Below are 25,829 nucleotides of genomic sequence, written 5' to 3' on the forward strand. Positions count from 1 at the left end.
TTACATAAGAACATAAGAATCATTTAAAAATGGCTGAAATACCAAGAAAGTTAATTGTCCCGAAGAATGTTACCGATGCTTTGCGCACGGTAAAATACCCGGGAAGTAATGAAGACATTGTTGCGCTTGAAATGCCACAGGAAATTCGGATTGCCGGACAACGCGTAAGTTTTTCCCTGGTTTTTCAGAAAAGCGATGATCCAAATATAGAAGCGCTGATCCTCGAATGTGAGAAAGCGATCAAAACCTATGTAGGTGAGGAAGTGGAGATCGAAGACAATATTGCGGTGAAATACATCCACGATATGGAGCGCCCGGTTCTTCCGAATGTAAAAAATATTATAGCCATCGCCTCCGGAAAAGGTGGAGTTGGTAAATCAACGGTTTCGGTAAACCTGGCAGTTGCATTGGCAAACTCAGGCGCAAAAGTGGGGTTGTTGGATGCCGATATTTTCGGACCTTCGATACCGAAAATGTTTGGTGCCGAAGGCGACCGCCCGGCAGGTATTAAGATTGGCGGTCGCGAGATGATCAATCCGTTGGAGAAATACGGTGTTAAATTTCTTTCGGTGGGCTTTTTTGTGGATACCGACAGTGCTATTATCTGGCGCGGCCCCATGGCTTCGAATGCCCTGAAACAGTTGATCTCCGAAGGAAACTGGGGCGATCTTGATTATTTGCTGATCGACCTTCCTCCCGGAACAAGCGATATTCACCTGACACTGGTGCAATCAGTGCCGGTTACAGGAGCAGTTATTGTTACTACTCCACAAGATGTGGCACTGGCCGATGTGGTGCGCGGTGCCAGCATGTTCCAAAGTAAATCCATTGATGTTCCGGTGCTTGGGCTGGTTGAAAACATGGCCTGGTTCACTCCCGAAGAATTGCCGGAGAATAAATACTACATTTTTGGTAAAGACGGCGGTAAAAAACTGGCAGACAAACTGGGCTTGTCGTTTTTAGGACAAATTCCGATTGTACAGAGCATCCGCGAGGGGGGCGATTCCGGCAACCCGGTTGCTTCAACGTCCGAAACCATTACCGGGAAGGCTTTTGCTGAAATTGCTGCAACCGTAAAACACCGGATACACCTGCGAAACCTGCAAATGGCACCCACGAAAAAAGTGAAGATTTCAAGAAAATAGTGCTCCTTATACGGAGGCCTTTCAAACAGAAGAGATTTGTTCATTTACAGCAGATCTCTTCTGTATTTTTAACCGAATTGTATTGGGGGTTTTTAGGCAATCAAATTTTCTTATTTTTGCAGCACCCGTCATGAGAATAAATAATGGTAATCAACAATATTCTGATGTTTCGGGAGTTTATTCTTAGAGCAAATAAAATACCTGTTTGAAGAGACTTTTTTTACATACCATAGTTTTTCTATTATTGGTTGCGGTTTTTGCAGGGTGTTCCACCGAAAAGAATACCCGGGCATCGCGTGCTTACCATAATGTTACCTCGAAGTATAACATCTACTTTAATGCGAACGAAAGTGTGAAATCGGGACTCGAAATGATCGATTCACGCATTGAGGATGATTATACGCATGTGCTACCGATCTTTAAGGAAAACGACCCGGCAGCCGGGAAAATGGTGAAATCTGACATGGATTATGCCGTTATAAAATGCTCGAAGCTGGTTGAAATACATTCTCTGACCAAAAAACCTAAACGAAAAAGAGGTGGTGGCTCGCGTAAATACCAGGAATTTGCCAGCCAGGAAGAATTCAATAAGTGGGTCGACGACAGCTATTTGCTGATGGGGAGAGCTTACTTCTATCAACAAAATTATTTTGCTGCCATCGATAATTTCTCGTACGTAGTTCGTAAATACCCCAAGGAAGAAACCGCCAGCATGGCGCAAATCTATCTGATCAGGGCTTATACGCAACTCGAACGATACATTGAGGCCAACGAAGTCATTCAGGCCATTCAGGGCTACGACGATTTTCCCCGGAAATACGAACGCGAACTGGCACTTGCAACTGCCGACTATTATAAAAAACAGAGCAGCTACAGCGAAGCCATCCGAATGCTGGACATTGCCGTAAACAAAACCTTCTGGAGAAAAGAAAGGGCGCGTTTGCTCTACATTGTGGCACAGTTGTACCAGGAAATGGGGCAAAACGACAAGGCCTCGGAAATATTTGGCCAGGTGGCGCGCATCAGTCCCGATTATACGATGGCCTTTAATGCACGGATCAACTCTGCTGGAATATTCTCAGGAGAAGGCGACATCACTCAACTTAAAAAGGAGATGAACAAAATGTTGCGCGATAAGAAGAACATCGATTTCCGTGACCAGATTTATTATGCCTTGGCTAACTTGTTGATGAGGGAAGGTAACCGTGATGAGGGAAAGGACAATTACCGTCTTTCGGTGGCAGCGAGTTACAAAAATCAGTACCAGCGTGCTTTGTCAGCTATCACGCTGGCAAATCTTTATTTTGAAGACCAGAATTACCGCGGGGCACAGTCTTATTACGACAGTGCCATGATCATTATCGATGAGAATTACCCGGATTACAAAAACGTTGAATTAAGATACAAAAGTCTCACCAGTCTGGTGGATAACCTTTTGATAGTGGAGCGCCAGGATAGTTTGCAGAAAGTTGCTCAGATGCCGGAAGGCGAGCGCGAGGCTTTGATTGCCCGTTTGATGCAGGAAGAGCAGGAGCGCCAGCGCAACATGGAAAACCTGGCGATGCAAGGCTCCCGCGATCAGGGCTATTACCGATCTAACCGCTACCGGATGGGAATGGGAGGTTCGGGAGGAACCGGCTGGTATTTTTACAATCCGCAAACGGTTTCTTACGGAAGGGTAACTTTCCAGCAACAGTGGGGCCGAAGACAATTGGAAGACGATTGGCGACGCGCCAACAAGAACACCGTTTCGATGGGAGAAGAAGACGAGGTGGCAGAAGAGGCCCGGCAGGAAGAACAACGGGAGCAAGACCCGCTGAAAAAAGAGTTTTATACGCAGGATCTTCCTCTGACCGATTCGTTGATGCAGGTTTCGCATAATCGGATCCGGGATGCGCTCTACAACGCTGGAAAAATATTTAAAGCCGAGTTTGAAGATTATCCGCGTTCAGCAGAATCGTTTGAAGACCTGAACAAACGCTACCCTGCAAATATGTACCTGCTTTCGGCTTATTTCGATCTGTACGACTTGTACGAGTTGATGGGCGATAAAGCCAAATCGGATTATTACCGCAACCTGATTATTTCGCAGTACCCGGAAAGTAAATACGCGCAATTCCTGCTCAATCCGAATTTCTTTGTGGAAATGGAAGCCCGCCTCGACAGCCTTAACAAACTGTACCAGGAGACTTTCAAAAATTACAAAGCCGGGCGGTACCGCAATGTTTTAACGCTGGCATCGGAGATGAAACTGATGAAGCCCGACACGGTGATCATTCCAAAAATCGATTTTATGGAAGCGATTGCAAAAGGAACCCAGTCGGATATGACTCAGTTTGAATTGCTGATGAAAGGTTATCTTGAAAAGTACCCGGCAAAAGAACCATCGCCGCTGGCAAAGGAGATTCTGACATTGATCCAGGACAGTACGCTGGCCGATTACCAGAAGCTGGTGGAGATGGGGTATATCAACGAAGAAATTCAGAACGAAGAATTGCTTGCCAACGGAGATGTTGACGATGAGTTTGGCGGCAAGTTCTCGTACGACGAAGATCTCTTGCATTATTTTGTGATTGCTTATCCGAGAAAGGATGAGAAAAAGATCGATCTGAACCGCTTGAAATTTGACATTGCCAACTACAACATCGACCACTATACAAAGGTTGATTACGATATTGAAACCGAAAATCTGAACGAGAACACGGCATTTGTACTGGTTCGTGCCATGCAAAATAAAGAGAATGCATTGATCTACCACGGGGCGATCATTCGCAGGGCGCCGGTGTTTAAATCGCTTCAGGATGTCGATTATATGAACTTTGTGATTTCTTCTACCAACTACCGCCAGGTGATGTCAGAGAAATCCATTGCTGATTACCTGAAGTTCTTTGTGAAAAATTACAGCCGCTTTATTCGTTCGAACTTTACCGACGATGGCCTGGATATTTCGCCGGAAGAACTGATGGCACGCGCCGAAGCCGAATCAAATGCGCTGAAGGAAAAAGGACGTTTTGTAAGCGTAAGTACTGCTTTGCCCGGAACCTTCAATACACAGGTAGATACAACACAGAACTTTGTGCTGGCTGTGAAAGACAAAGGCGTTTCAATGCGCCAGGTTCTGAAAGAATTCTCTGATTTCAACCGCGCCGAGTTTAGGCCATGGAATCTGGGAACGCAAATAAAACAGATAGATGAGTACCAGTTGCTCGTGGTAAATGGCATTCCGGCACTGAACCAATCGTTGTCGTATTTCCGGAAGGTATTGACTACCCGGACTCTGTATGGTTCGCTCACAGGTATTTCTTACCGTGCATTCCTGATAACGGATGAAAACCTGGAGGCTTTGATGGACAAGAACAAAGTGGATGAATACATGACGTTCTTCCGGGCGCATTATACTCAACGGAGTTCAGAACAAAGCAGCAGCAGTGCGCAGTCGAATACCCAAAGTACCGGGGCTGTGGCTCAGCCAACAACTACCGGAGCAGTACAAGAGGCTGCAACAGTTACGGATGTGGAAGGCCCGTATAATCCGGCAGTGGAAGGAGCACACAGGGTTGTGTTTGTAATTCCGGCAGAAGGAATTGACAAGGCTGCTTTTATTCAGGGGATTGAACGTTACAACAGCGATAACTTTGCGGGATCAAACTTTGTGGTTTCCGAACAGGCACTGGATGCATATCGAGTATTGGTCATTATTTCCGGAATGAAAGACAAGGAAACAGGACGTTTGTATTTCAGTAACCTGGTTCGCACCCGCAGTTTGTTTGACGCGCTGGGCAATGCCGAGTACCGGAACTTTCTTATTTCCGACGAAAACTTTGACATTTTCCTGAACGAAAAGAACATCACCCAGTACATGGATTTCTACAAAAAAGTGTACCTCGGTAACTAGCCGCAAGTTTCAAACGGATACATTCCAGAAGCTCTTGACTCTTCGCTCAAGGCGCTATGCCCTTTGCCCGCAAAGTGGTTAAACTTTGTTAATGCCATACTTCAGCGGCACTTTTTTTGTTTCTATCTTTACATGAATAATAATAAAACAATGAGTATGAATAAACCACGTATACTTTGGACCGACGACGAAATTGACCTGCTACGCCCCCATATTCTGTTTCTGACAGAGAAGGGTTACGAAGTGGAGACAGCTACAAATGGACTCGACGCGGTTGAGAAAGTAGGTGGTAGTTATTTCGATATCATTTTCTTGGACGAAAACATGCCGGGTTTGACCGGGCTGGAAACACTGACCCGCATCAAGGCAATTTCTCCGAATGTTCCGGTGGTAATGATCACCAAAAGTGAAGAGGAAAACATTATGGATGAGGCTGTGGGTGCAAAAATTGCCGACTACCTTATTAAACCCGTAAATCCCAAGCAGATTTTACTGACTCTGAAAAAGAACATCGATCAGAAACGGCTGGTTACCCAGCAAACCACGTCGAAGTACCAGATGCAGTTTGCACAGATCGGAATGGAGATAAGCGACCGGCTTAGTTTTGATGAGTGGAAAGAGATATACAAAAAGCTGGTTTACTGGGAACTGGAGTTAAGTGACTCGGAGGATTCAACCATGGACCAGATTCTGGCGATGCAAAAGGAAGATGCCAATAAGGCCTTCTTTCGTTTCATAAAAGACAATTATGCCGATTGGTTTAACAGGGATCTTGGCGACCGGCCGATGTTGTCGACCGATATTTTCAGGCACATTGTTTTTCCGCAACTCGATCAAAAGAAAAAAACACTGGTTTTGGTGATCGATAACCTGCGTTACGACCAGTGGCGAATCTTTAGCCCGGTTGTGAACGAGTATTTTCGCACACAAAACGAAGAGTTGTATTGCAGTATTTTACCCACCGCAACCATGTATGCCCGGAATTCGATGTTTGCAGGCTTGATGCCTTCGGAAATTGAGAAAGTATATCCGCAGTTGTGGGAAGACGACGACAACGAAGGCCACAAAAACCGGAACGAGGAAGTTTTACTGCAAAAGCAGATGGCCCGTTTCGGGCGGAAAGAGAGTTTATATTTTGAAAAAGCTTCGGGTGTTCGCAAAGAACGTTGGGTAACCGATAACCTGAAGAATATTCTGGAGAATGATCTTTCGGTAATGGTGGTCAATTTTGTAGATATGATTTCGCATGCGCGTACCGAAATGGACATGATTCGCGAACTGGCCAACAACGAAAAGGCTTATCGTTCGCTGGCACTTAGCTGGTTCAGTAATTCTTCCATTCTGGAACTTTTGAAAGAATTGGCCGACAACGATATCCGGCTGGTTATCACTACCGACCATGGCGCCATTCGGGTGGATAATGCGGTGAAAGTGATTGGCGACAGGGAAACCAATACCAACCTGCGGTACAAACTGGGGAAGAACCTGAATTTTAAGTCGAAGAACGTGTTTGAAATTCGCGATCCGCGAAAGATCTATCTGCCGTCAAGAAACGTAAGTACCAGCTACATTTTCGCGCAGGGAAGCGACTTTTTTGCTTATCCGAATAACTATAATTACTACGCCAATTATTACAAGGATACTTTCCAGCACGGAGGCATTTCGATGGAAGAAATGATCATCCCGGTGGTGACCTTAGTTCCTAAAAAATAGGCTTTCACAGGTATCGCGCTTAACAGGAAGCACTACGTTTTATAACGAAATCACCTTTTTGTGCACCGATCTTTTTCCCGATAACCGGGCATTTGATCATTAGCAGGAAAAACAAACGGGGATCGTTCTGGTCCATCAGTCCTTCGTAGTTTCCCATGCCTTTTGAAATGATGAGGTCGGCGGAATCATACATTGCCTTAAACTCCGGGCTAACCCTGTGAAGCAGGGTGGAGGGAGCGTGGTCGCCGTTCGATACCAGTTTTGCCACTTCAGCGATACCAACTTCTTTGGCTTCTTTCTGAGTTACATCGTTTAGAATTGGTCGCTCGCGAACGGAAAACACCACATTCGGATGCTGAATCGTTTCCAGGAAAAGCTTGTCGAGCACCACCTCGCCGCAATTGTCTCCCAGGTATAGGATGGACTTTGCCTTTGCAATCTGGTCCCTCAACTGCTCCGAGTCGTCAATGGCAAAATCGCTGCTCATCACGCGGTCGATGGTTCCCCATACATCAAATTGGTGTGTGGGGCCAAAATCGATGATATTACCGGCAATCGCCAGTCTGAGAGCCGTGTTAAACGGATCAGGAGCCTGGCTGACCATTTCGTTGAAGCCATCGTAACGGGCCAGCATTTCCCGGTTGCTTTCTTCTTTTTCGGTTTTGTACGGATCGGAAATCGGGGAGTGTTTCTCCAGCTCATCAATAATATTGCGCGAAATGTCGGGAGAATAACTGGTGTTCAGATCAATCCCGGCAATAGATTGAATCAACTCACTCACCAGCGTGTTTCGCTTTTCCTCCGCGATTTCGTATTTATCCATACGTTTTTCCAGGGCTTTTACCTGGCAAATCAAGCATTCGTAGTTCATGGAGTAAAGATAGGCAGAAGAACACAGTTCAAATTCTTATTCCTGCTTTTTGTAGAAGCCTCAATATGTTAAAAAAATGCAGCGTGGAATTGATTAGGAGGAAACATCATTTTGGGCGTATTTTCTATTGAACAAAATCTTATTTACTGTATCTTCACTAAAAACCTAAATATGAAAACAGCTCTCCTTACATTCTTTGCTCTCCTTGTTTTGGTATCATGCAGAAAAACAGAGATATCTGATAAAGTCCAGAAAACAATTGTCACCGGAGAGATCGTCGGCTTTAATAACTTACCGGATTACAATTCACTAGAAATACTTGTTCCGCAGTTCCCGGGAAAAGCATTACGACTAAATCCTTCTGTTGACAAGTTTGGAAGATTTTGGTTCAGATTGGATTTGGAAGACGCAACCAATATTTTGATTCGTTATGAAGCTACGTTTCCTGTGTTTATTGCTCCCGGAGATTCCGTTCACATTATTATTGATAACGACTTTATTTCGAATAGAAGCGAAACTTACCGCGATTTATATGATCATTTGAAAGTAAAAGGAACCTCCGAAAGAATGAATAAGGATATCTCAGGATTTCTTGCTTATTGCGAAGATTCAGTTTTTCATCACTTGGCATTGAATGATTCTCTTAAAAAGTATACGGGAATGGAGGCAAGGCAGTTCCTTGATCGCGAACTCGGAAGGTATCGCGAAGCATTGGCGCATTTCAATGCAATGAATAATACTTCAGAACATTTTAAACGCTGGGCACAAAATCATTTAAAATACAGGATATGGTCAATCTTGTTTCAGTATCCGGCATTTCATGCTTATCTAAATAAGATGGAAATGCCAAAGGATGGGTATAACAGCCTGGTTCCTCCGGTGTTTTTTGACTTTCTTGATTCGATGAAGAACTTTAGAGAAGACGAACTTTTTGAAACCAGCAGTTACATCAATTTCTTGGAAGGTTATTACCTATATGAGCGAAAAAAAATCCCGGTCGATACGTTTCAGGTTTATAACCGGCTTTTGGATACTGATTTTGAGAAAGGATACAAATATTTCGTCAATTACTATCAGACAGTTACATCGGGGTTTTCGAAAGATGTTGTATTGTCAAGTTTTCTGTATTATCTGCTGGAAGATGGAAAGTACAATGATTTAAAGTACCTGATTGATTTTTCGCTGATTGAAGACGATAAGTTCAGGGGAAAAGTGGTGGATAAATTCAATTATGAACAGAAACTGGTTGAAAATCCGGAATTGAATCCTGATTTTAATATTGATGCAAAAGTGCGTGAAAATGACTTTTTGCAGAACTTGATTACTAAGTATAAAAACAATGTGATTTATATTGATTTTTGGGGACCATGGTGCAAGCCTTGTATGGCAGAGATGCCATATGCAAAACAACTAAAAGAAAAGTTCAAAAGAGAAGATGTAACTTTCGTGTATTTGGGAGTACAAAGTAGCGAAGCCAGCTGGCAGTCTACAATTAAAGAAGAAGGTATTGAAGGAGAGCATTTTTTACTAACCGATGAGCAAAGAAAACAGTTGGAGAATATTTTTGGAATTGAGGGAGTTCCCCACTATGTTTTATTGGACAGACAAGGGAAAGTGGCACTAAAATCTGCGCCCCGGCCCAGTAACAAAGAAATTCTGGTAAAAGAGATTGAAAAACTACTGAGATAATATCAACGTATCTGATACGTTTCGAAGCGAGATTTATTTCCCCTTCTTCATCTGTGCATACAGCTTGTTGGCAAAAATAAAGTCGTCGAGTTTTTGATTGCCCGAATCAAGGATTTCGCGGTTGGTGCCCACCCATTCTTTTTCGCCTTTGCTGATAAACAAAACCGATTCGCCAATTTCAATCACCGAGTTCATATCGTGGGTGTTAATGATGGTGGTCATCTGAAACTCTTTCGTAAGAGCCTGGATCAGCTGGTCGATCACCGTAGATGTTTCAGGATCGAGACCCGAGTTGGGTTCGTCGCAAAACAGGTATTTCGGGTTGAGGGCGATGGCACGCGCAATGGCCACACGTTTTTGCATTCCGCCGCTTATCTCGCTGGGGTAAAGTTTGTAGGCCTGCCGGTCGATGTTTACGTGGTCGAGACAAAACTGAACACGCTTTATTTTCTCGGGGCCGCTCATATTGGTAAACATATCGAGCGGAAAGCGGACATTGCCTTCCACGTTTACACTGTCGAAAAGCGCTCCTCCCTGGAAAACCATTCCAATTTCGCTTCGCAGCAGTTTTCGCTCCTTATTGCTCATTTGCACCAGGTTGCGGTCGTTGTACCAGATCTCTCCTTCGTCGATATCAAACAAGCCAAGAATCGACTTTAGCAAAACGGTTTTTCCCGAACCGCTTCGCCCAATGATCAGGTTGGTTTTTCCGCGCTCAAAGGTGATGGATATATCTTTTAAGACCTGGTTGCCATCAAACGCTTTTGATATATTTTTTACTTCGATCATGTAAGGAGTAAACGTGTTAAAAGAAGGTCAAAAAACAGGATCAGAATGTTGGTGTTAACAACGGCCTTGGTGCTGGCTTTTCCCACTTCGAGCGCACCTCCCTGCACATAATACCCAAAATAGGCAGGTACCGACGAAACCAGGAACCCAAAAACCAGGCACTTGATAATGGAGAAAGTAATGTAATACGGGTAGAACAGCCATTGAATACCGTCGATGTATTGCGGAATGGTGACCACTCCTACGAGCGGACCTGTGAGCATACCTCCCAGCAGACCAAAGAAAACACTCATGATGTAAAGAAAAGGAAAGATGAAAACCACCGCCACGATCTTGGGAAAAATCAGGTAGCTGGCCGAGTTTACACCCATAATCTCCAGCGAGTCGATTTGCTCGGTAACACGCATGGTGCCGATTTCGGAGGTGATGTTGGAGCCGATCTTTCCGGCCATGATCAGTGCGAGCATGGTCGACGAAAACTCCAGCAACAAGGTGTCGCGGGTGCCAAGCCCTACCAGTTCGTTCGGGTAAAGCGGATTGGCAAGTGCATGCGCAAACTGGATGGTCATAATGCCTCCGATAAAAATGGAAATAATAATAACGATCCACACCGAGTTTACTCCCAGGTTGTCAATCTCGAGAAACAACTGACGCACATACATTTTGGCTTTTTCGGGACGGGCAAACACTTTCGATAACATCGAAAAGTAGCGGCCTATATGAAAAAAAAATCCCATTCGCATTCGATTCCTGCTTTTCTGTCCGGATAAAATTACAACTTATATAATGGATACAAAACTTTTGAAGTAGCGATTCAGCACAATAGAAATAAAATTCCTCCGTACTTATTTCGATATGATTTTTAAATTGGTATTTTTATAGGAAACAGAGGATATAAAAAGGAAGCAAAAGGCAAACATTCAAAATCCCGCAAGCGGGGTGTTTGCTCTGATTCCCGAAGAAAAGACTTAGTATGAATAATACGTATTGCGTTATCATGGCAGGTGGCTTGGGAAGCCGTTTTTGGCCACTCAGCCGCACCGCCAAACCCAAACAGTTCATGGATATTTTAGGAACCGGCCGCACATTTATGCAGCAAACCTACGAACGTTTTTCAAGGTTGATACCCAAAGAAAACTTCCTGGTTGTGACCAATGTCCGGTACAGGGACCTGGTGCTGGAACAGATACCCGAATTAGGTGAAGAACAGGTTTTGCTTGAGCCGTTAAGACGCAATACCGCGCCCTGTCTGGCTTATGCACTTCATAAAATACGGTTAAAAAACCCGGAGGCCAAGATCATTGTAACTCCTTCTGATCATTTAATTCTGAAAGAAGAAGAGTTTGTGAGCCAGTTGAAAAACGGGTTGGCGTTTCTAGATGTGAAGGAAAGGCTGCTGACGCTGGGAATTAAACCCAGTCGCCCGGAAACCCGTTACGGCTATATTCAGGTAAAAAAGAAAAAAGAGTTTAACGATCTGGACAACCTCTACAAGGTGAAAACCTTTACGGAGAAGCCCGACGTGGAAATGGCAAAAATATTTATCGAAACCGGTGAGTTTTACTGGAATTCGGGAATATTTATTTCCTCGGTTGGCTGTTTTATGAAAGCCTTTGATGAGCACCTTCCCGAAATATCGCAAACCTTCCTGAAAGGTGAGCATTTGCTGGATACGCCCAACGAAGAAGCTTTTATTAAAAAGGCTTATTCCGAATGCCAGGCCATTTCCATCGATTACGGGATTATGGAGAAAGCCACGAATGTGTATGTGCTGACAGCCGATTTTGGGTGGAGCGACCTGGGAACCTGGGGCTCGTTGTATGAAAACAAGGCAAAAGACGAGGCCGGAAATTTAATTGAAGGCGACAACATTCTTACCTACGATGTGCGAAACTGCATTGTAAATATTTCGGGTGAAAAAGCCGCTGTTATCCAGGGGCTGGATGGCTACATTGTGGCCGAGTCGAACGAAACACTGATGATCTGCCGTTTGGAAGATGAAGACCAGATCAAGAAGTTTGTGACCGATGTGCGGATCAAAAAAGGAGATTCGCTGGTTTAGCCTGACTTATTTTTTTATCAAATAAAAACCGCCTTCTCTTAACGGGAAGGCGGTTTTCTTATGTTGTGATGATCGTATCTGCTTAGATTACATCAATTGCATTCAGGTCTTCGAAAGCAACCTGCAAACGAGCGATCATTGCTTCTTCCGCTTTTCTTACCCAAACACGTGGATCGTAGAATTTTTTGTTGGGTTTGTCGTCACCTTCTGGGTTACCGATTTGTCCCTGCAGGTAATCGTGGTTGGCGGCTTCGAAAGCACGAACGCCATCCCAGTATGCCCACTGAGTGTCAGTATCGATGTTCATTTTAACTACACCGTAAGAAAGTGCTTCGCGAATTTCTTCGTGTGAAGAACCCGATCCTCCGTGGAATACAAAATCTACTGGTTTTGCAGCAGTATTGTGTTTTTCCTGGATGTATTTCTGTGAGTTATCAAGAATTTTCGGAGTAAGTTTTACGTTACCTGGTTTGTAAACACCATGTACGTTACCAAAAGAAGCAGCAACCGTGAAGTTCGGAGAAACTTTGCTCAGTTCTTCGTAAGCATAGCAAACTTCTTCGGGCTGAGTGTAAAGTTTTGAAGAGTCAACATCAGAGTTGTCAACGCCATCTTCTTCACCACCGGTAATACCCAATTCAATTTCAAGGGTCATACCCATTTTGCTCATTCTTTCGAGGTATTTTTTGCTGATCTCGATGTTTTCTTCCAACGGTTCTTCGCTCAGGTCAAGCATGTGCGAGCTGAACAACGGTTTTCCGGTTTCAGCAAAATGTTTTTCGCTGGCATCCAGTAACCCGTCAATCCAGGGTAACAGTTTTTTGGCAGCGTGGTCGGTGTGCAGAATTACATGAACACCATAAGCCTCAGCCAACGTGTGGATGTGTTTTGCACCGGCAACAGCGCCTAAAATAGCAGCTTGTTGTCCTTCCAATTTCAATCCTTTACCGGCATTGAATACAGCACCACCGTTCGAAAACTGGATGATAACAGGAGCATTGGCTTTTTTAGCTGCTTCCATAACTGCGTTTACTGATGATGAACTTACTACGTTCACTGCCGGAAGTGCAAATTGATTTTCTTTTGCTACTTTGAAAATGAATTGTACGTCAGAACCGGTTACTACACCTGGTTTTACGTTTTCGGCTATTTTACCCATTTTGTATTTGTTTATTTGATTTTAGAATTTGTCTGCTGTCTAAATAAAGTGTAACAAAATTAGAATTTCCCCATTTGTTCAGCAAAATTGCCCTGTTAATGATGATTAAATTCTTCATTATTTAATATTTAGCCGTATCCGGATACCGGGAAGCGGTGGCTGGTCTTTGAGCATTTCAACCGCCGTAAACATTTTAGTGTCTGACGGATAATAGCATACAAAAGGCAGGATTCAGCTTCGATACTCCTGATCCGGTTGCTGAATCCTGCCCACTTGTGCCCGGCTGTTTGTTTGAAAAATACGCCTGTTAAGTACTTTTCAGCTCACCGGAATTATTTTATGTTCTCCAGCTTTTGCTGAGCCTTTTTGATTTCTTGCTCTTTGTTTTCGATGTCCTTTAAAAGGTGCTTTTGTTTGCTGGTGTTTTTGTCAATTTTCTTCTCGTATTTATCGACCGACTTTTTGGCCTTTTTTATCTCTTTGGAGGTTTTCTTGATATCCTCGTTCAGTGTTTTATTGGCTTCACCCGATAGAGGAGTGGCGTTGTCGCTTTCCGACAGCATGTTGGTCTTTAATATGTTTTTTGAACCCTTCAGGTCATCGTTCAGGTCGTCGATATCAGATTGTTTCCCGGCCGATTTCCGGTCCATCTTTTTATTGTCTCTGTCGAAACCCGAATAGTCACTTTTCATTCTCTTGAGTTCTTTCTCCAGTTCGCCTACTTCGTTTCTTACTCCTTGCCGGTAAAGCTCTGCCGCATATTTATGGACGTATTCCTGTGCCTTGTCGGTACCGGACCCCGATTGAGCTCCAATAAAACTTCCGTTGTTGTCGAACAAGGTAGCAAAAGTAATTCGGTCTTTTGCCGAGGTGATGCGTGTGTAAATATCAAGTGTATCGGGGCAAATTTCAGCCACCACTACCCGGCGGATCACCCACTGCTCTTTGTCTTCCTTTTCCATTTTTGGAAGTTTTTTAAAAGTGTCGAAAAAGTTCTTCGGAACCAGGGTTGCTTCCCAAAGTGCAATGGCATCTTTACTTGTAGTCTGCGGTACATCCACCACAAACGCTGGCTGCATTGCATTGTTCAGGGCCCATTCTTTTTGCTGAACATGGATTTCTTCCTGTGCCTGTGTGCTGAGAGCTGCAACTATCAATCCAAGGGAAAGTAATTTTTTCATAGCATTAAAATTTTAAGTTTTTAAAGGAATCCGGGGCGTTCCATTTGTTTGTTAACTGATGGATATGTACTTCAATTAGCATCAATTTCATTGAACTCATTTTTCCATTAAAATTGCTTCGTGTAATTGGATGGATTCTTTTTTACTCTGTTGCCGGATAATTATTTAAGGTTAATGATCAACTATAAATCTGTTAAATTCTCGTTGGTTTCTTCAAAAAATGGCTTTGTGTATCGCCGTTTTCTTGGCCTTGTAACACGCATCAAATAACAAACAAAGCTGACAGAAGTTCATATTTGGAGTTCAGTAGTCCATGTGTATTGTGACTATAAAAATAGTTAAAATGTCAAAAGATGGCGCAATGACTAGAAATATAGTCATATATTTGTTTTGAAGGATTGACAAATGAAAAAGATACTGATATGCAACTTACAAAGGCAGAAGAACAAATAATGCAGCATTTATGGGAAATGGGCGAAGGGATTGTTCGCGATATCCGCGATCGCTTTGAGGAACCAAAGCCTGCCCGAAATACTGTTTCAACCGTGTTACGTGTTTTGGAGAAGAAAGAATTTGTCGCACATAAAAGCTACGGAAACCTACATGTTTACTATCCTTTAATTGCAAAGGAAGAGTATTCGAAGTCACAGCTTTTTGGGCTTATGAAAGATTACTTCAACAATTCGTTTCCGGCGCTCGCTACTTTTTTTGCCAAAGAAAAAGATTTGAGTATTCAGGACCTGGAAAGGTTGATGGAAGAAACCAAACAACAATTATCGAATGATAAATAATCCCCGGATATGGAAACACTTGCCTTTTATTTGTTGAAGTCAGCGCTCTGGTTAGCCGGTTTTGCACTAGTTTATACCTTGTTTTTGCAAAATGAGCGATACTTTCGGTTAAACAGGTTTTTTCTGATTGGTGGATTATTGGCGGCGATCTTTTTGCCATTTTATACCTGGCATTATACAGTCGAGCTTAATACTGAACCGATCGGGTCGTTTGCCGGAATGCCACAACAAGGGGCAAATGAGGCCGCTGTTACAACAGGTTCGTTTTCAGTGCAAAAGGCTCTGCTGTTTCTGTATTTGACGGGAGTTTTGTTTGTGGTCTTCCGGATGTTAAAGTCCACTATCCCTGTTCTTCAAGTCATTTTCAAGTCAAAAGTATATCGGTACGGAAGTATAAAGTTGATCCGTGATGCCGGGTTTCCGGCTTCGTTTTCACTCGTTTCATATGTATTTGTCCATCCTTCAATCGACGAACCTGAATTAGGTGAAATAGTGAAACACGAACTGGAACACATTCGGCAAAAACACTGGATCGATTTATTGCTTTTCGGGATCTTGCGCAACATTCAGTGGTTTAACCCGATCGTTTGGTTTTACGGCCGGTTGATCAGGCAAAACCACGAATACCTGGCAGATAAACATGCGCTGCAGAGCAGTTTGAATCCGGGTGTTTACCGCGCGGTTTTACTCAACCAAACATTTGGTGGGTCAATTATTCCGTTGACCAGTTCTTTTAACTTTTCATTTAACAAAAAACGATTTAACATGATGAATCCAATAATTCAATCACCATTAAGAAAACAGAAGTTGTTATTGATCGTACCTGTTTCTGCAGGCATTTTGTATGCTTTTGCAATGCCGGAATATCGGAATAACACAGAGACTGAAGCACAAAATGAGAATTCACAGGAAACAAAAGTCGTAATCGGGAATATTACCTGGGAGGGTAATTCGGTTTATACTGCTGATGAACTGAATAAGGCTTTAGATATTAAAAAAGGAAATACCTATTCGCAGGAGCAGATTGATCAGCAGCTTTACCATGGTCCCGTTTCTGATCTTTATCTTAACAATGGATATTTATTTTTTAATCTAGAATCCGTTCCAACTAAGAATTCGGACGGTAGAACTGATTTTGCTTTTAAGATTTTTGAAGGAGGACTTTATCAGTTTCGAAAAATTGAGCTAAGAGGTAACAAAAATGTTCCGGCTGATATTCTCCGTGTCGTTTCGATAAGATCCGGAGAGTTGTTTAGTAAAGCAAAATTAATGGAGTCAACCAAAGCTTTGATAAAGACCGGAAATTTCGTTGCCGAGGAAGTTTCTCCCGATGTAAAACCTGATTTAAGTACACAGGGCTATACCGTTGGAATGGTAGATATTGTTTTTAATGTTGTTGAGAAATAAAGAAAAGAAAGACATCCTCAGCCTTGGGGATGTCCTTTTATAATCAGTGCGTTTGGTTCATCTGAAATGCTTTTTCCTTACATTTGTTTAGCAATTATTTAAGTCATGAATATTCAGGCAAAAAAACTGGAATTGGTTGATTTAATTTTGAAGACAGATAAACCTGCACTTCTGGAATTGGTTAGCCATATTTTGAAACAGGAAAAGGATGATGACTGGTGGGATGAATTACCGCTTTCCGTTAAAGAGTCAATAGATCTTGCCCTGGAACAGGTTGCAAAAGGGGAGGAGCTATCACATGATGTCGTTTTACAGGAAATAAGAGCCAAATATGGTTTGAAATGAAAATTTTCTGGTCTCCAAAAGCAAGAGGCGATTTTGAGGACATTCTTGATTATCTGTCAAAGGAATGGGGAATAAAAGAGGTTGAATCGCTGATCAAAAAAACGGACCGGGTTCTCAATGCGATTGCGCAAAATCCTAAAATGTTTGTTGAGTCTTCTAAAAGGAAAAATGTTAGAAAGGGATTTATAACCAAGCACAACAGTGTGTTTTATTTGGTTAAATCGCGAAAGAAGGAAGTGGTTTTATTAACGTTTTGGGATAATCGACAAGATCCTGATAAGCTAATCTATTGAATGATCAAGTAAACCCTGTTCGTGGATTGTAATAAGAGCTGGCAGCGTATACTATAAAAAAAGGCACCCACCTTTCAGTGGATGCCCGTAGAATCAGTCTCCTTTTTGTCCCTAATGCTATGTTATTTGTCTGTTTCGCTTAATTCGAGGAACATTTCCATGTCCTGGTCCACACTGGTAATTCCGCCAATTCCAAAGTTCTCTACCAACACATTGGCTACGTTGGGCGAAAGGAAGGCCGGCAATGTTGGTCCGAGGTGAATGTTTTTCACGCCCAGGTAAAGCAGCGCCAGCAATACAATTACCGCTTTCTGTTCGTACCAGGCAATGTTGTAGGCAATCGGCAGTTCGTTGATATCGTTTAGCTCGAAAACTTCTTTCAGCTTGAGTGCGATCACTGCCAGCGAGTAAGAGTCGTTACACTGTCCGGCGTCGATCACGCGCGGGATGCCACCAATGTCGCCCAACGGGAGTTTGTTGTAACGGTATTTGGCACAACCTGCTGTCAGGATCACCGTATCTTGCGGAAGTTGTTCTGCAAACTGCGTGTAGTAGTCGCGGCTTTTCATGCGTCCGTCGCAACCGGCCATTACAAAGAATTTCTTGATGGCACCGGTTTTTACGGCATCCACAATCTTATCAGCCAGCGCAAAAACCTGTGCGTGTGCAAATCCACCGATGATTTCGCCGCTTTCAATTTCCTGCGGAGCTGCGCATTTTTTGGCATGTTCAATAATGGCGCTGAAGTCTTTCATCTCGCCTTCTTTACGATCCGGAATGTGGATAGCTCCTTCCAAACCTGATGCTCCGGTGGTGTAAATGCGGTCTTTGTAGGTGGCTGTGCTTTTGGGCGGAACGATACAGTTGGTGGTGAACAGGATCGGGCCGTTAAAGCTTTCGAATTCGGTGTTTTGTTTCCACCAGGCATTTCCGTAGTTACCGGCCAGGTGTTTGTATTTTTTGAACGCCGGGTAGTAGTGAGCCGGAAGCATTTCGCTGTGGGTGTATACATCCACGCCGGTTCCTTCGGTTTGTTTCAGCAGTTCTTCCATGTCTTTCAGGTCGTGGCCCGAAATCAGGATTGCCGGATTATTCCGAACGCCAATGTTTACTTTGGTCATTTCCGGGTTTCCGTAAGCCGAAGTGTTGGCCGCATCAAGCAATGCCATCACATCCACACCGTATTTTCCTGTTTCCAGCGTAAGTGCTACCAGTTGATCCACCGACAGGTCTTCGGTAGTGGCTACCAGCGCACGTTGCATAAATGCAAAAATCTCATCTTTTTTGTTGCCCAGGTTCCAGGCGTGTTCGGCATAAGCGGCCAAGCCTTTTACGCCGTAGATAATGAGTTCGCGCAACGAACGGATGTCTTCGTTTTCAGTGCTCAAAATCCCAACTTCTTCGGCTTTCTTTTCGAAGGCTTCTGTGCTTGATGCTGTCCATTTAGCGCAATCCGGAAGATTGTCGGGCAGGATAACGCCTGTATTTTTGCAAAGGATATAAAGTTCGTTCCGAACCTGAAGGGCTTTGATGATTCTTCTTTCAAATGCTTTTTTGTCAAAATTGGCGTTGGTAATGGTGGCGAACAGTCCGTCGAAAACAAATTTGTCGACTTTCGATGGGTTGGCATCAATCGCACGTAGTTTTTCGTTGTACCAACTTATCCCTTTCAAAACAAAAAGCAAAGTGTCCTGCAGGTTCGCTACATCACTGGTTTTTCCACAAACTCCTGCAATGGTACAGCCGGTTCCTTTGGCGGCTTCCTGACACTGAAAACAAAACATACTCATATCTGTACAATATTTAAATTGGTTAATAATTTTTCTGATTTTGGTTTAGGGAGCGGATGTTGTCAGGTCCCGGACCGGGCTCTGGTGTTGTTTGCTATCCGGTGTTCCTGACAATGCCGATCAAACAATTAAATCCATTCTTCGGAAAGAACTTCTCCCCGAATGCTTATCACAACTTCTTTTACGGGTACCTTCCGCGAGGCCATTTGGGTAGCCATCTCCACCATTTGCGACAAGCCGCCGCAACACGGTACTTCCATGATTACCACTGTAATGGTATTGACCCTTGCATCGTCGATGAGGCGGGTCAGTTTTTGAACATAAATATCTTTTCCCTGGTCGAGTTTCGGGCAGGCGATTACCATTTTGCGACCCTTGATGAAATCATTGTGGAAGTTTCCGTAGGCAAAGCCGGCACAATCGGCAGCCACCAGCAGGTCGGCGCCATGAAAGTACGAAGCTGCCGGATTGATCAGGTGCATTTGCACGGGCCATTGTGTAAGGGCCGATGGAACGTCGCCGGCAGGAGCTGCCATTTTCAGGCTTCCGGCATCAAAAGCCATGGGAGCCGATCCGGGGCAACCTCCTGTTGCACAACCTCCGGACGATGCACTTTCCTTTTTTCCGCCGTGCAGCAGTTCGTGCACTTCGCTGATTTCAAAAGGCATTGCCTCGCGGTTGGCGCGAATAAAGCTTAATGCTTCGTTCAGATAACCGGTTTCTCCGTGATCCTGTAAATGTTTCAGGTGAGCAAAAACAGTTGCCTTTCCAGCTTTTATCATTTGCGAAATAGTGGCTACCTCGTCGTAGGCATCGGCTTCGCGTTTTTCGATGGTAATGGCGCCTTCCGGGCAATGACCGATACAGGCTCCCAGTCCGTCGCACATCAGTTCGCTTACCAAACGGGCTTTGCCGTCAATAATCTGTAAAGCTCCTTCGTGGCAGTTCGGAACACAAACTCCGCAACCGTTGCACAAATCCTCGTCTATTTTTACAATTTCCCGTATCATATCGTTTCTTATTTGTTTTCTTATTTTTGGATCACGCAACAAAAGTAGAGGTGCGGCGTTTCGTAAAATGTATCAATTGTTACAAAATGATCGATTATTCACTTTTAAGTCATTGCCCCGTTTTTAGCGGGATTCCGGAGCATGAAACCAAACAGCTCCTGGCAGAAATTCATTTTCAGATTAAAAATTATGAGAAAGACGAGATTGTGGCGCTTGCCGGAGAGGAGGTAAAAGACCTGCTGGTGGTACTTACCGGAACGGTGCGTGGTGAAATGATCGACTACTCGGGAAAAACCGTAAAGATTGAAGATATTGAAGCGCCCAAACCACTGGCGGCGGCATTTTTGTTTGGAAAGGAAAACCGTTTTCCGGTTACCGTTTCAGCCAATGTGCCTGCAAAAATACTGGCGATACCGGTTCCCGAATTTCTGAAGATTTTACAATTGAATACGCGGGTGCTTCGTAACTACCTCAACAGTATTTCTTCGCGGGCTCAGTTTCTTTCGCAAAAGCTGAACTTTTTGAGTTTTAAAACGATTCGCGAAAAAGTGGCGCATTTTCTTTTGCAACGGGCCGGCGACCGTTTTCATTCGTTCGAGCTAAACAGCACTCAACAGCAACTGGCCGATTTGTTTGGAGTTACCCGCCCTTCGCTGGCGCGTGTTTTGGGTGAAATGCAGGCGGAAGGATTGATCACCATCGAGAAAAAAACAGTAACGCTGCTGGATAAAAACGCACTAAATCAATTGCTGAAAAATGGATGATTTGATTCGCTACCCGGTATTTCAATCCTGCAAAAACCTGCTGGCATTTACCACCACCAAAAAAAGTGTGAATAGTGTGGCTGCGCGTTTTACGGGCGACGAGGAATCTGTTTTTATGGGAAGCCGAAAAGAGCTGGCACACTTACTGGGGATAAAAACGGAGCAACTGGTTTTCCCGCGGCAAACGCATACTTCAAGGGTTTGCACGGTGGCGGAAATTCCGGAACAGGAAATTACTGAAACCGATGCGCTGATTACCAACCAGGCAGGAATTTGTATTTGTGTACAGACTGCCGACTGTGTCCCGATTCTCCTTTTCGATCCTGTAGAAAAAGTGGCGGCAGCTGTTCATGCCGGCTGGCGCGGAACGGTTCAGAAAATTGTGGTGGAAACCGTCCGGAAAATGCAAAAGGAATACAACAGCGATCCGGTCAATATTATCGCCGCCATCGGTCCTTCAATTGGCCCCGGAGTGTACGAAGTAGGTTCGGAAGTGGAGCAGGCCGCGCGGCGTTCGATTCCCAAAGCAGAGGAAACACTTTGTTTAAACGGTTCGGGTAAATATCATTTTAACCTGTGGGAAGCGAACCGGAACTTGTTGCTGAGTTGCGGGCTTGTGGCTCAGCATATTGAGGTGCTGGAAGAATGTTCTTTTCAGGAAGGCGAAAAATATTACTCGGCGCGCCGCGAAGGTGTGGATACCGGGCGTATGGTATCCGGAATTATGATATATTAGCAAGAAAATACCCATTAATTTTCACCCTTAAAAATCACTCAAAATGAAAGCAAAAAGCCGCAAATGCGTGTTTCAGCAAATGTTTGTTGTTGTAGCATTGTTGTGCCTGTTTGCAGGTACTAAAGTAAGTGCACAGGAAGGTGCGTACTGGATGGGCTTGTCAACCAAAAATCCGGCAGCCATTGCCACTCCATCGGATTGGGCTTATGGAAGTTTCTCGCATGTAGCACTAGATCTGGGAGATTATGGTAAAGAGTCTTATAATTTGGTGACAGGTTCGTTCGACTACCGAATTTCACCAAAAGCCGGAACCGTGGGACTCGATTTTTATCGTACAAAAATGGACCTGGAGACCGCCAGCCTGGTAAAAGTAAACTACGCCTTTGATTTCAAGGTTTTTAATTCGGCCATTTTAAGTTTAGGTATTTCAGGAGGGACCACTTTTTATAAAAATGAGCTTTCTTCTTATCATCTTTATCCTGATGATCAATATGATCCTTTATATGAGCCGGCTGAAGATCAACATTTCAAAACGTTTAATGGAAACATCGGCATGTTTTTTCATTCTACAAAGTTAAGTGCCGGATTGAGTGTAACTCTCCAGGAGCAAATTGCCGGAGAGGATAATTTGGCGATTGATATTCCTGCCGTTTTTACAGGAGTTTTGTCATTTAAATTGTTTGACAAAGAGAATTTTACGCTCACTCCAAATGTTATGGTCGATTATTCCGACAAAGATTATACGATCATTCCGGGAATTTATGCAGAATACAAAAATACAATTTGGGCAGGGTATCAGAACGGCGATTTTGAGGATTTTCATTCGGTGATGTTTGGTGTAGATATCAAACAAAAATTCCGGATTGGCTACAGCTACGCGTTTAATGATTTCTTGAAAACCGAAACGGTGAATATTCATGAATTTGTTCTGGGCTACCGGCTCAATTAAGTTGCAGATAGTAAGTAAACAGGCCTGAAATTCCAAAAAAGTCTTAAAAAGCAGGGGGCTGGTAATAGTTTATTTCAAAAGCTTTATCTTCGCAACTGTTTATAATTTTTCACATATTTCAGTATTCTGAAAACATTTCAACGAATGAAACAATACAAATTGTACAACGACATTGGCGGCTGGGTAAGTTTTTTGGTAGCTGCCGTTGTTTATCTGATGACGATCGAGCCCACCGTTAGCTTTTGGGACTGCGGCGAGTTTATTACAACTGCCTTTAAATTTGAGGTCGGGCACCCACCCGGAGCTCCTATTTTTATGATCTTTGGCAGAATGTTTACCTTGTTTGGAGGCCCCGAAAATGCCGCGAAACTGGTGAATATAATGTCGGCATTGGCCAGTGCTTTTACCATTATGTTCCTGTTTTGGACCATTACACACCTGGCACGTAAAATGGTGGTAAAAGCAGGTGAAGCTACTTTCGGACAAACGCTTGCCATTGTGGCCAGTGGTTTGGTGGGAGCGCTTGCTTACACGTTTTCAGATACTTTCTGGTTTTCAGCAGTGGAAGGCGAAGTTTATGCGAGTTCATCGCTGTTAACTGCCATTGTTTTTTGGGCGATTCTGAAATGGGAAGATGCAGCCGATCAACCATATGCCAACCGCTGGCTGGTGCTTATTTCCTACATCATCGGCTTGTCAATCGGAGTTCACCTGTTGAACCTGTTGGCAATTCCGGCCATTGTTTTTGTTTATTATTTCAAAAAATACGAAGTCACCAAAAAAGGAATTTTCTGGGCGCTGGCGGTTTCAGTTGGCTTGCTCGGACTGATCATGTACGGAATTATTCCGGGGGTTGTAAACGTGGGCTCGTGGTTCGAGCTGCTGTTTGTGAATTCCTTTGGATTACCGTTCCACTCGGGTGTACTTTTCTATGCCGTGCTTTTGGTGGCTGCTTTTGCTTACGGAATTTATTACACGCACAAAAAGGTGAAGCCGGTTTGGAATACCGTGTTGCTTTCGGTAGCCGTCATCCTGATTGGTTATTCTTCGTTTGCGATCATTATTATTCGCTCCTCGGCCGAACCGCCAATGGATCAAAACAGTCCGAACGATACTTTCTCCTTGCTGGGTTACCTGAACCGCGAACAATACGGCGAACGTCCCTTGTTTAGCGGGCAGTATTATAACTCGCCGCTGAAAAATGGCGACCGCTTTTCTGAAGGCCGCCCGATTTACTCGCAGATCGATGGTAAATACGTGGTGACACACCACCGCTACAGTGCCAATTACGACGAGCGTTTTACTACTTTTTTCCCGCGTATGTGGAGTTCCAACGATCCGTCGCACGAGCAGGATTACATTCGCTGGGGAGGGGTGAAAGGCAATCGCGTCACTTACAAAAATGAACGGGGAGAGAACGAAACCATCGTAAAGCCGACTTTTGCTGAAAACCTGCGTTTCTTCTTTTCGTACCAGGTAAATTTCATGTACTGGCGCTATTTTATGTGGAATTTTGTGGGGCGTCAGAACGATATTCAGGGACATGGCGAAATTCTGTACGGAAACTGGTTAAGCGGCATCAAATTTCTGGATGAAATGAGACTGGGAGACCAGGATAACCTGCCAGCTCGTTTAGCCAATAACAAAGCCCGGAATACTTATTTCTTCCTTCCGCTGCTGCTCGGAATTCTCGGAATTTTATACCAGTACAACAAAGGGAAAGAAGGTAAAAAAGGCCTGTGGGTAGTGTTCCTCTTATTTGTGATGACCGGCCTGGCCATTGTGGTTTACCTGAACCAATATCCGCACCAGCCACGCGAACGCGATTATGCTTATGCCGGTTCGTTCTATGCCTTTGCCATTTGGATCGGGTTGGGTGTTTTATCGCTCACCGATGCTTTAAAAAGATTTTTGCCAGAGACCGTGAGTGCCGGTATTGCAGGTTTAGCTGCGCTTGTTTTGGTACCCGGAATTATGGGCGCACAAAACTGGGACGACCACGATCGTTCGGATCGCTACACGGCCCGCGATTTTGGCTCCAATTACCTGAATACATGCGAGAAAGATGGTATTGTATTTACCAACGGCGACAACGATACATTCCCTCTCTGGTACAACCAGGAAGTGGAAGGCGTGCGTACCGATGTACGGGTTTGTAACCTGAGTTACCTGCAAACCGACTGGTACATCAACCAAATGAAACACAAAGCCTATGATTCGGAACCCTTACCGTTCTCGATGACAGAAGACCAGTACCGTCTCGGAACCCGCGACATGGTTTATGTGTTTGATGATCCCCGGTTAAAACGCGATTTTCTTGGCTTAAAAGAAGCAGTTGAATGGATTGCAGATGATGATCCGGCAACAAAATTGCAGCAAATGGGTGGTGCCGCTTATATTCCCAAAAAAGAGATCCGCTTTAGAGTGGACAAAGAAGCGGTTCTGCGCAACAAGGTGGTGGCGCTTGAAGATTCGGCCAAAATTGTGGACGAGATTGTGATTGATCTATCCAATAAAACAGCTCTTTCAAAAGATGAAATGATGATCCTTGACCTGATTGCCAATAATAACTGGGAAAGACCTATTTACTGGGCAATTACGGTTGGAAGGGATAAATACCTCAATTTAAACGATTATTTCCAGACCGAAGGTTTTGCTTATCGACTGGTGCCGATCAAAACACCGAGCTCGCCACAGCAGTTGCAGTTCGGCCGGGTGGAAACCACGCGTATGTACAACAACCTGATGAACAACTTCAAATGGGGAAATATGAATGATCCGGATGTTTACATCGACGAGAACAACGCGCGTATGATGACCAACATCCGAAACAGTTTCAACCGTTTGGCGGGTGCGTTGATTGCCGAGAATAAAAAAGATTCAGCCATTGCAGTAATCGACCGCTGTGTGGAACTGATTCCCAACGAGGTGATTCCTTTTGAGTATTTTGCCCTCGAACTGGCGGAAAACTACGCCAAAGCAGGAGCCGCAGACAAGGGAATTGCGATGATTGAAACCGCGTATGCAAATGCCGAAGACGAACTGAATTACTACTTTTCGCTGGCACCGCAACATTTCATGACAGATGGGGTAAACGAAGAAATTCAGCGTAACCTGTTCTATGTTCAGAAAATGGAACGTGCGGCCAGAGTTGCCGGGAATACAGAACTTTCAGATAAAATCAGGGCAGGTTTTGAAGCTTATTTCAAAAAGTACAGCAACGGTTAGAACAAACAGATA

20 protein-coding genes are annotated in these 25,829 nt (G+C 44.0%); 13 read left to right on the forward strand and 7 right to left on the reverse strand.

The genetic code is table 11. The features are described from left to right. Positions 1-29 precede the first annotated feature (29 nt). The 3 genes from D1614_RS09705 (at position 30) to porX (ending at position 6,753) form a co-directional block, all read left to right on the forward strand. Complete coding sequence (locus tag D1614_RS09705; RefSeq protein WP_119437713.1) at positions 30-1,145, forward strand: Mrp/NBP35 family ATP-binding protein; 1,116 nt, start codon at positions 30-32, stop codon at positions 1,143-1,145. 205 nt (positions 1,146-1,350) lie between these two features. Next, a complete protein-coding gene (gene porW, locus D1614_RS09710) occupies positions 1,351-5,040 on the forward strand; it encodes a type IX secretion system periplasmic lipoprotein PorW/SprE (protein ID WP_147384145.1) in 3,690 nt (1,229 codons plus the stop codon). 156 nt (positions 5,041-5,196) lie between these two features. Continuing rightward, positions 5,197-6,753 (forward strand): T9SS response regulator signal transducer PorX, encoded by a 1,557-nt coding sequence (porX, locus tag D1614_RS09715; RefSeq protein WP_206609970.1) that lies wholly within the window; start codon positions 5,197-5,199, stop codon positions 6,751-6,753. Positions 6,754-6,772: 19 nt separating this feature from the next. On the opposite strand, the gene D1614_RS09720 is transcribed toward porX, so the two are convergent. Continuing rightward, on the reverse strand, positions 6,773-7,624 hold the full coding sequence (locus tag D1614_RS09720) for a damage-control phosphatase ARMT1 family protein (protein ID WP_119437715.1): 852 nt from the start codon (positions 7,622-7,624) through the stop codon (positions 6,773-6,775). 171 nt (positions 7,625-7,795) lie between these two features. On the opposite strand from D1614_RS09720, the gene D1614_RS09725 reads away from it, so the two are divergent. Then, on the forward strand, positions 7,796-9,313 hold the full coding sequence (locus tag D1614_RS09725; RefSeq protein ID WP_119437716.1) for a TlpA family protein disulfide reductase: 1,518 nt from the start codon (positions 7,796-7,798) through the stop codon (positions 9,311-9,313). A gap of 33 nt (positions 9,314-9,346) precedes the next feature. On the opposite strand, the gene D1614_RS09730 is transcribed toward D1614_RS09725, so the two are convergent. Both D1614_RS09730 and D1614_RS09735 read right to left on the reverse strand, forming a co-directional pair. Beyond that, positions 9,347-10,102: an ABC transporter ATP-binding protein gene (locus D1614_RS09730; RefSeq protein WP_119437717.1), complete on the reverse strand. Its 756-nt coding sequence runs from the start codon at positions 10,100-10,102 to the stop codon at positions 9,347-9,349. Next, the gene (locus D1614_RS09735) at positions 10,099-10,839 is read right to left on the reverse strand and encodes an MlaE family ABC transporter permease (RefSeq protein WP_119437718.1); all 741 of its coding nucleotides are present in this window, start codon (positions 10,837-10,839) and stop codon (positions 10,099-10,101) included. The genes D1614_RS09730 and D1614_RS09735 overlap by 4 nt, the downstream gene beginning before the upstream one ends. A 236-nt stretch (positions 10,840-11,075) precedes the next feature. Here D1614_RS09735 and D1614_RS09740 point away from each other — a divergent pair, with 236 nt between their 5' ends. Then, the gene (locus D1614_RS09740; protein WP_119437719.1) at positions 11,076-12,164 is read left to right on the forward strand and encodes a mannose-1-phosphate guanylyltransferase; all 1,089 of its coding nucleotides are present in this window, start codon (positions 11,076-11,078) and stop codon (positions 12,162-12,164) included. 82 nt (positions 12,165-12,246) lie between these two features. Here the strand turns inward: D1614_RS09740 and fbaA are convergent, their stop codons facing one another. Both fbaA and D1614_RS09750 read right to left on the reverse strand, forming a co-directional pair. Next, the gene (gene fbaA / locus D1614_RS09745) at positions 12,247-13,323 is read right to left on the reverse strand and encodes a class II fructose-bisphosphate aldolase (RefSeq protein WP_119437720.1); all 1,077 of its coding nucleotides are present in this window, start codon (positions 13,321-13,323) and stop codon (positions 12,247-12,249) included. Positions 13,324-13,655: 332 nt separating this feature from the next. Next, positions 13,656-14,504, reverse strand: coding sequence for a coiled-coil domain-containing protein (locus D1614_RS09750; protein WP_119437721.1), 849 nt, complete (start codon positions 14,502-14,504; stop codon positions 13,656-13,658). Between the two features lie 422 nt (positions 14,505-14,926). On the opposite strand from D1614_RS09750, the gene D1614_RS09755 reads away from it, so the two are divergent. The 4 genes from D1614_RS09755 to D1614_RS09770 all read left to right on the forward strand — a co-directional run bounded on the left by D1614_RS09755 (position 14,927) and on the right by D1614_RS09770 (position 17,340). Beyond that, positions 14,927-15,295, forward strand: a complete 369-nt coding sequence (locus D1614_RS09755) for a BlaI/MecI/CopY family transcriptional regulator (RefSeq protein WP_119437856.1) — start codon at positions 14,927-14,929, stop codon at positions 15,293-15,295. Positions 15,296-15,304: 9 nt separating this feature from the next. After that, a complete protein-coding gene (locus D1614_RS09760) occupies positions 15,305-16,702 on the forward strand; it encodes a M56 family metallopeptidase (protein WP_119437722.1) in 1,398 nt (465 codons plus the stop codon). Between the two features lie 105 nt (positions 16,703-16,807). Next, positions 16,808-17,047, forward strand: a complete 240-nt coding sequence (locus D1614_RS09765) for a hypothetical protein (protein ID WP_119437723.1) — start codon at positions 16,808-16,810, stop codon at positions 17,045-17,047. After that, complete coding sequence (locus tag D1614_RS09770) at positions 17,044-17,340, forward strand: type II toxin-antitoxin system RelE/ParE family toxin (RefSeq protein WP_119437724.1); 297 nt, start codon at positions 17,044-17,046, stop codon at positions 17,338-17,340. The genes D1614_RS09765 and D1614_RS09770 overlap by 4 nt, the downstream gene beginning before the upstream one ends. Positions 17,341-17,462: 122 nt before the next feature. Here the strand turns inward: D1614_RS09770 and hcp are convergent, their stop codons facing one another. Both hcp and D1614_RS09780 read right to left on the reverse strand, forming a co-directional pair. Next, on the reverse strand, positions 17,463-19,130 hold the full coding sequence (gene hcp / locus D1614_RS09775; protein WP_119437725.1) for a hydroxylamine reductase: 1,668 nt from the start codon (positions 19,128-19,130) through the stop codon (positions 17,463-17,465). A 128-nt stretch (positions 19,131-19,258) separates the two neighbouring features. Then, complete coding sequence (locus tag D1614_RS09780; RefSeq protein WP_119437857.1) at positions 19,259-20,140, reverse strand: ATP-binding protein; 882 nt, start codon at positions 20,138-20,140, stop codon at positions 19,259-19,261. 86 nt (positions 20,141-20,226) lie between these two features. On the opposite strand from D1614_RS09780, the gene D1614_RS09785 reads away from it, so the two are divergent. The 4 genes from D1614_RS09785 to D1614_RS09800 all read left to right on the forward strand — a co-directional run bounded on the left by D1614_RS09785 (position 20,227) and on the right by D1614_RS09800 (position 25,817). Then, positions 20,227-20,904, forward strand: a complete 678-nt coding sequence (locus tag D1614_RS09785) for a Crp/Fnr family transcriptional regulator (protein WP_119437726.1) — start codon at positions 20,227-20,229, stop codon at positions 20,902-20,904. Then, the gene (pgeF, locus tag D1614_RS09790; protein ID WP_119437727.1) at positions 20,897-21,640 is read left to right on the forward strand and encodes a peptidoglycan editing factor PgeF; all 744 of its coding nucleotides are present in this window, start codon (positions 20,897-20,899) and stop codon (positions 21,638-21,640) included. The genes D1614_RS09785 and pgeF overlap by 8 nt, the downstream gene beginning before the upstream one ends. Positions 21,641-21,683: 43 nt before the next feature. Further along, positions 21,684-22,589, forward strand: a complete 906-nt coding sequence (locus D1614_RS09795; RefSeq protein ID WP_119437728.1) for a PorP/SprF family type IX secretion system membrane protein — start codon at positions 21,684-21,686, stop codon at positions 22,587-22,589. Positions 22,590-22,733: 144 nt separating this feature from the next. After that, on the forward strand, positions 22,734-25,817 hold the full coding sequence (locus D1614_RS09800) for a glycosyltransferase family 117 protein (protein WP_119437729.1): 3,084 nt from the start codon (positions 22,734-22,736) through the stop codon (positions 25,815-25,817). The last annotated feature ends 12 nt before the right edge of the window (positions 25,818-25,829 follow it).

Source organism: Maribellus luteus, from assembly GCF_003576475.1.
GTDB classification, from domain to species: domain Bacteria; phylum Bacteroidota; class Bacteroidia; order Bacteroidales; family Prolixibacteraceae; genus Draconibacterium; species Draconibacterium luteum.